The 11,487-nt window shown below is 72.3% G+C and carries 8 protein-coding genes; 6 read left to right on the forward strand and 2 right to left on the reverse strand.

Going from position 1 to position 11,487, the window contains the following annotated elements; genetic code table 11:
* Positions 1–203 precede the first annotated feature (203 nt).
* Positions 204–1,745, forward strand: a complete 1,542-nt coding sequence (locus ACFWP3_RS33380; RefSeq protein ID WP_384228586.1) for a M1 family metallopeptidase — start codon at positions 204–206, stop codon at positions 1,743–1,745.
* A gap of 7 nt (positions 1,746–1,752) precedes the next feature.
* Here the strand turns inward: ACFWP3_RS33380 and ACFWP3_RS33385 are convergent, their stop codons facing one another.
* The gene (locus ACFWP3_RS33385; RefSeq protein WP_384228588.1) at positions 1,753–2,640 is read right to left on the reverse strand and encodes an oxygenase MpaB family protein; all 888 of its coding nucleotides are present in this window, start codon (positions 2,638–2,640) and stop codon (positions 1,753–1,755) included.
* Positions 2,641–2,950: 310 nt separating this feature from the next.
* On the opposite strand from ACFWP3_RS33385, the gene sph reads away from it, so the two are divergent.
* Entirely contained in the window at positions 2,951–3,940 is a 990-nt protein-coding gene (gene sph / locus ACFWP3_RS33390) for a sphingomyelin phosphodiesterase (RefSeq protein WP_384228591.1), read from the forward strand.
* Between the two features lie 48 nt (positions 3,941–3,988).
* Here sph and ACFWP3_RS33395 read toward each other — a convergent pair whose 3' ends face one another.
* Positions 3,989–5,818 (reverse strand): AMP-dependent synthetase/ligase, encoded by a 1,830-nt coding sequence (locus ACFWP3_RS33395; protein ID WP_384228594.1) that lies wholly within the window; start codon positions 5,816–5,818, stop codon positions 3,989–3,991.
* 85 nt (positions 5,819–5,903) lie between these two features.
* Between ACFWP3_RS33395 and ACFWP3_RS33400 the strand changes: the two genes are divergently transcribed.
* The 4 genes from ACFWP3_RS33400 (at position 5,904) to ACFWP3_RS33415 (ending at position 11,344) form a co-directional block, all read left to right on the forward strand.
* Entirely contained in the window at positions 5,904–6,719 is an 816-nt protein-coding gene (locus tag ACFWP3_RS33400) for a MerR family transcriptional regulator (RefSeq protein ID WP_384228596.1), read from the forward strand.
* A gap of 106 nt (positions 6,720–6,825) precedes the next feature.
* On the forward strand, positions 6,826–7,653 hold the full coding sequence (locus ACFWP3_RS33405) for an FAD binding domain-containing protein (protein WP_384228599.1): 828 nt from the start codon (positions 6,826–6,828) through the stop codon (positions 7,651–7,653).
* Positions 7,650–10,376 carry a molybdopterin-dependent oxidoreductase gene (locus tag ACFWP3_RS33410; protein ID WP_384228601.1) on the forward strand — a complete coding sequence of 909 codons (2,727 nt, stop codon included), beginning with the start codon at positions 7,650–7,652 and terminating at the stop codon, positions 10,374–10,376. Before ACFWP3_RS33405 ends, ACFWP3_RS33410 begins: the two co-directional genes overlap by 4 nt.
* Complete coding sequence (locus ACFWP3_RS33415; protein WP_384228604.1) at positions 10,373–11,344, forward strand: antibiotic biosynthesis monooxygenase; 972 nt, start codon at positions 10,373–10,375, stop codon at positions 11,342–11,344. The genes ACFWP3_RS33410 and ACFWP3_RS33415 overlap by 4 nt, the downstream gene beginning before the upstream one ends.
* The last annotated feature ends 143 nt before the right edge of the window (positions 11,345–11,487 follow it).

Consider the following 11,487-nt stretch of genomic DNA (forward strand, 5'->3'; position numbering starts at 1 on the left):
CCCGCCGCCCGACCGGTCTGCGCCGGGCCCCCTCCCGGCCCGTCTCCCCGCCCGGCCCTTTCCGGCCTTTCCTCGGCTGTGACGGCCGAATGGCAGTCGTGTGACAGCAGGGGCCATGGACATGACGTGGGGCATCAAGGGTGAATACGGTCGAGCGACAAGCGCTTGAACCGATCTGTCTCCTCTACCACTTGGAGCCCTTCGTGCACCGCAAAGTCATCGCCCCGAGCGTGCTCGCCGCTTCCCTGCTGCTGGTGATCCCGGCCTCGGCGGCGAGTTCCGGTCCGGGCGCCCCGGGTATCGGCGATCCCTACTACCCGGCCAGCGGCAACGGCGGATACGACGTGTCGCACTACGACCTGCGCCTGCAGTACCAGCCGAAGACGGACCTGCTCGAGGGCACCGCGACCCTGCTCGCCACCGCCAAGCAGGACCTGTCCCGCTTCAACCTGGACTTCGGCCTCCAGGTCAGCGAGGTCCGGGTCAACGGGACCAAGGCCAAGTTCGCCGCCTCCGGCAGCCACGAGCTGGAGGTCACCCCGGCGAAGCCGCTGGCCCGCAACACCCCGCTGACCGTCGTCGTCAAGTACGCCGGGAAGCCCTCCGAGCTGAAGGTGGACGGCTGGACGGCCTGGCAGCGCACGCCCGACGGCGGTGTGGCGGCGCAGGAGCCCGACTCGGCGGTCTGGTGGTTCCCGAGCAACGACCACCCGCTCGACAAGGCCACCTTCGACGTCTCGGTCAACGTCCCGGACGGCACCCAGGCGATCAGCAACGGCGTGCTCCAGTCGCAGACCTCGCGGCTGGGCTGGACCCGGTACAACTGGCGCTCCAACAAGCCGCAGGCCACCTACCTGGCCACGCTCGCGGTCGGCAAGTTCGACATCACCACCGACAAGACGGCGAGCGGCCTGCCCGTCCTCAACGCCTACAGCAAGGACCTCGGCGACAACGCGGGGGCGGCGCGGGCGAGCGTGGAGCGGACCGCCGAGGTCGCCGACTGGCTGGAGGGGGTGTTCGGTCCGTACCCCTTCAACGCGCTGGGCGGGTACGTGCCGAACGTGACCGCCGGCTTCGCGCTGGAGACGCAGACGCGCCCCTTCTACGGCCCGCGGCAGTTCCAGAACGGCGCCAACGTCTCGGTGGTCGTGCACGAGCTGGCCCACCAGTGGTACGGCGACAGCGTGTCCGTCGAGGGCTGGAAGGACATCTGGATCAACGAGGGCTTCGCCCGCTACAGCCAGTGGCTGTGGTCGGAGAAGGAGGGCGAGGGCACCGCGCAGGAGCTGGCCGACTGGGCCTACTCCGTCCGCCCGGCCGAGGACCCGTTCTGGCAGGTCAAGCCGGGTGACCCGGGCCCGGAGAACCAGTTCCACGGGGCCGTCTACGACCGCGGGGCCATCGCCCTGCAGGCGCTGCGCAACGAGATCGGCGACGAGAAGTTCTTCGAGATCCTGAAGGGCTGGCCGACCGAGCGGGCCTACGGCAACGCCAAGGTCGGCGACTTCGTCCGCTACGCGGAGAAGGTCTCGCGCAAGCCGCTGGCCCAGCTGTTCGAGACCTGGCTGTACACGCCGGGCAAGCCGGAGGCCTCGGCCCTGAACCCGTCGGCCGCCGGCGCCGCGGCCCGGTCCTTCTCGGCCGCTCCGGCGCAGCGGAAGACCGAGCCGAAGTCCTGGAAGAAGATCGCGGAGACGAACACGATCCACCGGCACGACGAGCACGCCGGACACGGCGGGCACTGAGCGTCCGTCAGCGGGCGGCGGCGTGCCATCGGGCGCGCGCCGCCCGCGCGATGGGCAGGTACCGCAGCCGCTCCGGCAGCACCGGTACGAGCAGCCGTACGGCCCTGCTGAACCACCGGAGTCTGCGCTCCTGGGCCGGGCTCCACTCCAGCCCCACGGCCGCCCGCGCCTCGGGCGGCATGTAGCCGGCGGTGACGAAGGCGCGGAAGCGCAGGAAGACCGCCCGCAGCGCCGGCCAGGTGAGCCGCAGCAGCAGCCGGACGAGGGGCCCGCCGACTTCGGGGCGGGGCAGCGGGACGTCGGTGGCGACCAGCTCACGGGCGACGGCGGTGGGCTCGATCTCCTCGGCGAGCATCCGGGCCCAGTAGACCCAGTACTCCTCGATGGTCTGGGGCATGTCCCGGTCGTGGAGGCCCAGGATCCGGCCGACCTGGAGCCACTCGCGGTAGAGCTGCCGCTCCTGGGCGGGGGTGAAGCGGCGCAGCAGATAGCGGCCGGCGTAGAGGTAGACGGGGAATCCGGTCGCGTGCACCCAGGCGTAGCAGGCCGGGTCGAGGGAGTGGTAGCGCCGGCCGCGGGTGTCGACGCCCTGGATCTCCTTGTGCAGGCGGCGCACCCGGCGGCCCTCCTCGGCGGCGCCCTCCCCGCCGTACACCCACAGCTGGACCGAGCGCAGAGAGCGCTCGCCGCGCCCCCAGGGGTCGGTGCGGAAGACGGAGTACTGGTCGACCCCGGCCGCGATGGCGGGGTGGGCGACCTGCAGGGTGAAGGCGGCGGGCAGCATGAGCAGGGCCCGGACGTCGCCGGCGATGGTCCACAGCACGCCGCCGGGGGGCGGCGGCTCGGGGTCGGCCCTGCGTACGGCGCCCGCGGCCGGGTGTTCCGTCGTGGTCATGCGCGTGCCCCCAGGTGTCGAACTCGCCGTACGTCCAGTATGACCTGCGGCGCAGGCCCTCCGCCGGGCCGGGGGCGGGCGGCCCGGCGGGGTCCGGCGGGGGGCGCCGCCGGCGGACCGGGCGGCTCCGTTCCCGGCTCTGTTCCCGGCTCTGTTCCCGGCTCTGTTCCCGGCTCTGTTCCGGCTCGTGCCCCCACGTTGTCGTGGCCTGGACAGAAAGTCGCTGCACGGGTGTTACCCAGAGGTAACCGCGGCTGCTTGGATGGCGAAGCCGATCCGATCTTCCCCCGCAGGAACGATGGAGTCCCCCATGCCGCAGACCTCCCCCCGCCGCCGCCGGGCCGCCTCCGCTGCCGTCGCGGCGGTCGCCGCGGGCGCGCTGGCCGCCACCACCGCGCCCGCCGCCACGGCCGCGGAGTCCGCCGCCGCCCCGCGGCTCAGCGTCCTCTCGTACAACGTGTTCCTGATGAGCAAGAACCTGTACCCGAACTGGGGCCAGGACCACCGGGCCGCGGAGATCCCCAAGACCTCCTTCTACAAGGGCCACGACGTGGTCGTGCTCCAGGAGGCCTTCGACAACGCCGCCTCGGACGCGCTGAAGGCCAACTCGGCCGCCCAGTACCCGCACCAGACCCCGGTCGTCGGCCGCAGCAAGTCCGGCTGGGACGCCACGGGCGGCGCCTACTCCGCCACCACCCCGGAGGACGGCGGCGTCACGATCCTGAGCAAGTGGCCCATCGTCCGCAAGGAGCAGGTCGTCTACAAGGACGCCTGCGGCGCCGACTGGTGGTCCAACAAGGGCTTCGCCTACGTCGTACTGAACGTGAACGGCACGAAGGTGCACGTGGTCGGCACACACGCGCAGTCCACCGACCCGGGCTGCGGCGCCGGCGAGGCGGCACAGATGCGCGCCCGCCAGTTCCGCACCATCGACGCCTTCCTCGACGGCAAGAACATCCCGGCGAACGAGCAGGTCATCGTGGCCGGCGACATGAACGTCGACTCCCGCACCCCGGAGCTCGCCAGCATGCTGGCCAACGCCGACCTGGCCGACTCGGACACGCGCACGGGCCACCCGTACTCCTTCGACACCGCGCTGAACTCGATAGCGAAGTACCGCTACCCGAGCGACCCGCGCGAGGACCTGGACTACGTGCTGTACCGCAAGGGCAACGCCCGTCCGGCGGGCTGGGAGAACAACGTGGTGAAGGAGCAGTCGGCGCCCTGGACGGTCTCCAGCTGGGGCACGTCCTACACGTACGACAACCTGTCCGACCACTACCCGGTGATCGGGCGCTAGCACCCGCGAGGCCGTGCGGCCCGGCCCCGCGGGGCCGGGCCGCACGGATTAGGGGGCCTGGTACAGGGCGTCGATCAGGGAGCCGTACTTCTCCCGGACCACCCGCCGGCGGAGCTTGAGCGAGGGGGTGAGCTCGCCCGACTCGGGCCCCCACTCCTCGGTGAGGACGCGGTACCGCTTGATCTGCTCGGTCCGGTTGAGCCGCGCGTTGGCCGCCTCCACGGCGCGGGCGATCTCGGCCCGTACGGCGGGGTCCTCGGCGAGCGCGGCGAGGGAGGCGGCCCCGATGCCCCGGGCCGCCGCCCAGGCCGGGGCCAGCTCCGGGTCCAGGACCAGCAGGGCGACCAGGTAGGACCGGCCGTCGCCGTGCACGAGGGCCTGGCCGATCAGCGGGTGCTCCTTGACGGTGTTCTCCACCAGGGCCGGGGAGACGTTCTTGCCGTTGGAGGTGATGATCAGTTCCTTTTTGCGGTCGGTCAGCCAGAGGAACCCGTCCTCGTCGAGCCGTCCGATGTCCCCGGTGGGGAACCAGCCCTCGTCGTCGGCCGCGGTCTCCACCGTGCCGTCGGGCCGCAGGTAGCCGCCGAATACGGTCGCGCCGCGGGTCAGGATCTCCCCGTCCTCGGCGAGCCGCAGTTCGAGCCCCTCGATGGCGCGGCCCACCGAGCCCAGCCGGAAGCCGTCCGGGCTGTTGACCGTGCACACGCCGGAGGTCTCGGTCAGGCCCCAGGCGTCCATGATGGTGATGCCCCAGCCCGCCCAGAAGCGGACCACGTCGATCGGCATCGGAGCGGTGGCGCTGGCCGTCCAGACCAGCCGGTCCAGGCCGGCCAGGCCCAGCAGCGGGTCGAGCACCCGCTCCTTCGCCGCGGCGTACGAGGCTTCGAGCGCGGCCGGCACCTCCTCCCCGCGCTCCCGGTGCCCGGCGCGGGCGCGGGCCAGGTCGTTCGCGGCCTCGATGGCCCGGCGCTGCTCCTCGGGCAGCGTGCCGAGGACCGCCTTGACCCCGGCGGCGAGCTTCTCCCAGACCCGGGGCACGCCGAAGAACTGCACCGGGCGCAGTTCGCGGACGGCCCCGGCCACCGCGGTCGGGTCGGCGCACAGCCGGACGTGCGCGGCGCGCAGGAGCGGCAGGTAGATGCCGAGGACCCGCTCCGCGATGTGTGCGAAGGGCAGGTAGCAGATGTGCTCGGCGTGCTCGGGCAGGTCCACGTTCCGGTCGAGGCGGACCGCCTGGAGCATGAGGTTGCGGTGGGTGAGGCGCACTCCCTTCGGGTCGCCGGTGGTGCCGGAGGTGTAGACGACGGTCAGCGGGTCCTCGGGGCCGGTCTCCTGCCAGGCCTTCTCGAAGGCCTCGGCCCGGTGCAGGCGGGCCCCGCTCGCGTACAGGGAGCCGTAGGTGCGGTGCGGGCCGGCTTCCGCGGCCTCGGCCACGACCAGCCGTTCCAGGGGCACCGAGGCGTCGGCGAGCAGCGGCTCCCACCGGCCGAGTTCGCGGGCGCCCTCGAGGACGGCGACCCGGGCCCGGCTGTGCCGGGCGATGTGGGCGATCTGCTCGGGCGCGGAGGTCCCGTACACGGTGACGGGGACGGCGCCGAGGTGGACGAGGGCGAGGTCGCTGAGCCAGTGCTCGGGGCGGTTGCCCATCATGATCAGCACGTGCTCGCCGCGCTCGACTCCGAGGGCGGCGTATCCGGAGGCGAGGACGGCGACCTGGCGGCGCACCTCGCTCCAGGTGAGGGTCGTCCACGGGGCCGCTTCGGGGCCGGCGCGCCACGAGAGGGCGGGCAGGTCGCCGTACTCGGCGGCGTTGCGGGCCAGCAGGGCGGGGAGGGTGAGCTCCTCGGGTCGTCCGGGCAGTCGCAGGTTCGTGGTCATGGGCAGCTCCTGGCCGTTTCACATCGTTGGTGCGACAGCAATACTGTTGAACCCAAGCTGTGGAGCAGAGAGCGAGGCGCAGACGATGGCCGACCAGGCACCCGAGCCGATGCTCACCGTGGACGAGCTGGCGGCCCGGGCGGGCGTCACCGTCCGCACCGTACGGTTCTACAGCACGCGCGGGATTTTGCCCCCTCCCGTGATCGGCCCTCGTCGTGTGGGGCACTACGGGCCGGAGCACCTGTCGCGGCTGGCGCTGATCGAGGAGTTGCAGCACCAGGGCATGACGCTGTCCGCCATCGAGCGCTATCTGGACGCGCTGCCCGACGATCTGAGCGCGCACGATCTGGCGATCCACCGGGCGCTGGTGGCCAGTTGGGCACCGGACTCGGCCCGGGAGGTCTCGCGGGCGGAGCTGGAGAAGCGGGCGGGGCGGGGCCTGTCGGACACCGATGTCCGGCGGCTGACGGCGATGAACGTGCTCGCCGCCTCGGGGGACGGTTTCCGGGTGGACGTGGGGCTGCTGCGGCTGGGGGTGGCGCTGCTCGACGTACCGATCGCGCACGAGACGATCCTGGCCGCGCGCACGGTGCTGGTGGAGCACACGAGGTCGGCGGCGCACGAGCTGACGGCGCTGTTCCGGGACGAGGTGTGGGGGCCGTTCACGCGGGACGAGAGCGATCCGGAGCGGGTGGAGTCGATGAAGGCGCTGTCCGCGCACATGCAGCCGATGGTGGTGCAGGCCCTGGTGACGGCCTTCCAGCGGTCCCTCCGGGAGGAACTGCGGGCGGCCTTCGTCTCGGGCGAGACGGCCGGCGGGGCGGCGGGCGGGGCGACCGGCGAGACATCCGGCGGGGTATCCGGCAGGACGTCCGACGGGGCGTGCGGCGCGGTGTCCTGACCGAGCGGCGGCGCCCCGCTCTGGGTACGCTGGAAAGGATTCTCCGCGCCGGGCCGGTCCTCCCCCGAGCCGTTCACGAATGCCCTCGTGAGGGAGATCGATTCCCATGGACCTCAACACCATCACCGAAGTCGTGCGGCGGCCGGCCGGCAGGCCCGGGGCGGACTGGCGCGAAGGCGACGCCTGGCTCGCGGGCGGCACCTGGCTGTTCTCCGCCGAACAGCCCGCCCTGCGCCGCCTGGTCGACCTGACCGCGCTGCCCTGGGAGCCCCTCGTACCGGGCGACGCGGGCCTCGAGATCGGGGCCACGTGCACCATCCGCGACCTGTACGCCTTCACCCCGCCCGGGGACTGGGCCGCGGCCCGCCTCTTCCCGGTGTCCTGCGAGGCGTTCCTCTCCTCGTTCAAGGTGTGGAACGCGGCGACCGTCGGCGGGAACATCTGCCTGTCCCTGCCCGCCGGACCGATGATCACACTCACGGTCGCCCTGGAGGCGCGCTACGAACTGTGGGCCCCCGACGGCTCCGTGCGCACCGTCGACGCCCTCGATTTCGTGACGGGGAACAACCGGAACGTCCTCGCGCCCGGCGAGATCCTGCGCCGCGTCGACATCCCGGCGCACGCCCTGCGCAAACGCGCCGCGCACCGCCGCTTCACGCTGACCCACCTGGGCCGCTCGACCGTCTTCCTCATCGGTACGCACACGCCCGGGACCAGCAACCTGCTGCTCACCGTCACCGCCGGCACCACCCGGCCGGTGCGGTTCGCCTTCGATTCCATGCCCGATGCCCACACCCTGCGGCAGAGCATCGACGCCATACCCGCCGACGTCTGGTTCGCCGACCCCAACGGCACCCCCGACCACCGTCGCCACCTGACACGGCACTTCGCCGAGGAGATCCGCGGCGAACTCATCGCTGGGGGCCCGGCATGACCTACCTGGTGAACGGACGGAGCTTCGACGAGGAACCGGCCCCCGGCCAGTGCCTGCGCACCTTCCTGCGCGCACTGGGCCACTTCGGCGTCAAGAAGGGCTGCGACGCGGGCGACTGCGGTGCGTGCACGGTGTGGCTGGACGGCGCCCCGGTGCACAGCTGCATCACCCCGGCCTTCCGCGCGGACGGCCGCGCCGTGACCACGGTCGAGGGGCTCGGCTCCCCCGGCGACCTGCATCCGGCGCAGCGGCGGTTCCGCGACGCACCCGGCTTCCAGTGCGGTTTCTGCACCGCCGGGATGATCATGACCTCGGCAACCTTCACCGAGGAGCAGAAGGCGGACCTGCCACGGGCGTTGAAGGGCAACCTGTGCCGCTGCACCGGCTACCGGTCGATCGAGGACGCGGTGAACGGCGTCGCCTCCGTGCGCAGCGCGGAGCCCGGCAAGGCCGTCGGAACGAGCGTGGGCGCGCCGGCGGCCGAGGACGTGGTGACCGGCCGGGCCGAGTTCACGATGGACACCCGGATGGAGGGGATGCTGCACCTGAAGGTGCTGCACTCGCCCCACGCGCACGCCCGGATCGTCTCCGTCGACCGGTCCGCCGCGCTCGCCGTCCCCGGCGTGCACCGGGTCTACACCTGGGAGGACGTGCCGCGCCGGCGGTTCACCACGGCGATCCACACCGACCACCTGGTGGATCCGGACGACACGTACATCCTCGACGACACGGTCCGCTTCGCCGGCCAGCGCGTCGCCGTCGTCCTCGCCGACACGGTCGGGGCGGCCGAGGAGGGCTGCCGGAAGCTGGCCGTGGAGTACGAGGTGCTGCCCGCGGTCTTCGACCCCGAGGAGGCCATGGCCGACGGGGCGCCCCAACTGCACGGCTCGGAGGACCCGTTCGTCCGCGATAGCGTCCACAACCTGCTGTTGGAGATCCACTCGCACATAGGCGACGTCGACGCGGGGTTCGCCGCGGCCGACGTGATCCACGAGGGCACGTACTTCTCGCCGCGCGTGCAGCACGCCCACCTCGAGACCCACGGCTCGATCGCCTGGATGGAGGACGGCCGGCTGAACGTCCGCACCAGTTCGCAGTCCCCGTCGATCGCGAAGGTCAAGCTGGCCTATCTGTTCGCGCTGCGCCCCGATCAGCTGCGGGTGTTCTGCAAGCGGGTCGGCGGCGGTTTCGGCGGCAAGCAGGAGGTCATCTCGGAGGACCTGGTGGCGCTCGCCGCCCTGGACACCGGGCGGCCCGTCTGCTTCGAGTACACGCGCGAGGAGGAGTTCACCACGGCCTCGCCCCGGCACCCGATGAAGCTGACGGTCAGGCTCGGCGCGAAGGCCGACGGCACGCTGACCGCCTTCCAGGTCCGCAACGTGTCCAACACCGGCGCCTACGGCAACCACGGCGGCGAGACCCTGTACGCGGGCAGCGCCGCCGTCATGATCTACCGCTGCCCCAACAAGAAGTACGACGCCTTCTCCGTCTACACCAACACCGTGCCCAGCGGCGCGCTGCGCGGCTACGGGATGACCCAGCCGGCCTTCGCCGTGGAGTGCGCGATGGACGAGCTGGCCCTCGCCCTGCACCTGGATCCGCTGGAGCTGCGCCGCCGCAACATCGTGCGCCCCGGCGATCCGCTCGTCGCGATGCACGACGGCCCCGACGACGTGGTGTTCACCGAGGACGGGCTCGGGAAGTGCATCGACCTCGTGGCCGGCGCCCTGTCCCGCACCGCCGACCAGCCCTCCCCCGGCCCCGGGTGGCTGGTCGGGACCGGCGTCGCCAGCTCCCTGCACGAGACGGCGCCGCCGACCGATCACATCTCGGAGGCCTGGCTCACGCTCGGCGACGACCTCGTCTACGAACTGGCCGTCGGGACCGTCGAGTTCGGCGAGGGCACCTCGACCGCGCACGTACAGATCGCCGCCAACCAGCTGGGCACGACCCCGTCGCGGATCCGCCTGGTGCAGTCCGACACCGACCGCACCGGCTTCGACACGGGAGCCTTCGCCAGCGCCGGCCTCTTCGTGGCGGGCCAGGCGGTGCTCAAGGCGGCGGGCGCGGTGCGCGACCGCGTCCTGGAGTTCGCCGCCGCGCACACGGGCGTCCACCTCGTGATGTGCTCGATGGACGACGAGCACGTCGTCTGCGGGGACGAGCGCGTTCCGCTGGCCGAGCTCGTGGCCCTGGCCCGGTCCCGCGGCATCCGCTTCACCGCCGCCCGCAAGGCCTACGGCTCGCCCCGCAGCGTGACCTCCAACACCCAGGGCTTCCGCATCGCCGTCCACCGGGTGACGGGTGAGATCCGCGTCCTCTACAGCGTCCACGCCGCCGACGCCGGTGTGGTCATCAACCCCGAGCAGGTCCGCGGCCAGGTGGACGGCGGTGTCGCCCAGGGCATCGGATTCGCGCTGACCGAGAACTACCAGGTCGGCGCGGACGGGGTGATGGCCAATCCGAACCTCCGCAACTACCGGATCCCCACCTACGCCGACGTACCCCGCACCGACCTGCTCCTGGTGGGCTCCTCGGACTCGGTGGGGCCCATGCGGTCGAAGGGGATGGCGGAGTGCTGCATCAACCCGGTGGCCCCCGCCCTGGCGAACGCGCTGCGCGACGCCACGGGCGTCCGCTACCGCGAGCTGCCCCTCACCCCGGAGAGGATCTACAGCCGGCTGGGTGAGAGCCAGTCGGCGGCGACGGGCCCGAGACGATGACCACCGACGGGCGTACGGAGGCGGCGGCCACGGTCATCATCGGCCGCAAGGTCCGGCGCGGCATGGAGGCGGAGTACGAGAAGTGGCAGGAGGGCGTCAACGCGGCCGCCGCCCGGTACGCCGGGCACCTCGGCGCCGAGGTCTCCCCGCCGACCGAGCTCCAGCCCGACTGGGTCGTCGTCTACCGCTTCGACTCGGTGGCCCACCTCCAGGCGTGGATCAACGGCGCGACCCGGCAGCGGCTGCTCGACGTCGGCGAGCAGTACTTCGACGGTCCCGCGACCCAGCAGGTGATCAGCGGCGGCAGCCGGCCGACGGACCCGCTCGTCACCGTGGTCGTCACCCACCGCGTCCACCCGGACCAGGTCGAGGACTTCCTCGCGTGGCAGCGCCGGATGAGCCAGGAGGAGGGCCGGTTCGAGGGGTTCCGCGGCACCGAGATCTTCCGCCCCATCGAGGGCCTCCAGGACGAGTGGACCACCCTGTACCGCTACGACAACGCCGAACACCTCGACGCGTGGCTGACGTCGGACAAGCGGCGGGAGGTCCTCGCCGAAGGGCAGCGGTTCAACGACTTCAAACTGCGCACGATCGACAACTCGTTCGGCAGCTGGTTCGCCTTCGAGGAGAACGGCAAGGAGGTGCCGCCGCCCTCGGAGACCAAGACCTCCATCGCGGTCTGGGTCGGCCTCTACCCGACCGTCGTCCTGCTGTCCCTGGCCCTGCACCCGCTGGGCATGCCGCTGTGGCTGGGGCTGCTCGTGGGGAACCTGTTCTCGAGCTTCATCATGAGCTTCCTCACCATGCCCCACTACGTGAACCGGCTGCTCAAGCGGTGGCTGTGGCCCCCACCGGACGAGTCACCGGTGCGGAACAACCTCACCGGGCTCGGCATCGTCGCCGCGGCCCTCGGGTTCTGGGTCGTGGTCTTCTACCTGGTGACGGAGCGGTTCTGGACCCTGCCCTGAGCCGCGGCGCGAGCAGCGGCGCCGCGCAAGGCGAGACGGCGCGGAAGGGCCGGCCGGGGGGGCCCCCCCCCCGCCCCGCCCCGCCGGGGCCGCGAGGGGCCCGTCGGGGGGGCCCCGGGGGCCGGAGCCCCCCGGGCGGCCCG

Origin of the sequence: Streptomyces sp. NPDC058525 (genome assembly GCF_042719495.1) — a bacterium.
GTDB lineage: Bacteria > Actinomycetota > Actinomycetes > Streptomycetales > Streptomycetaceae > Streptomyces.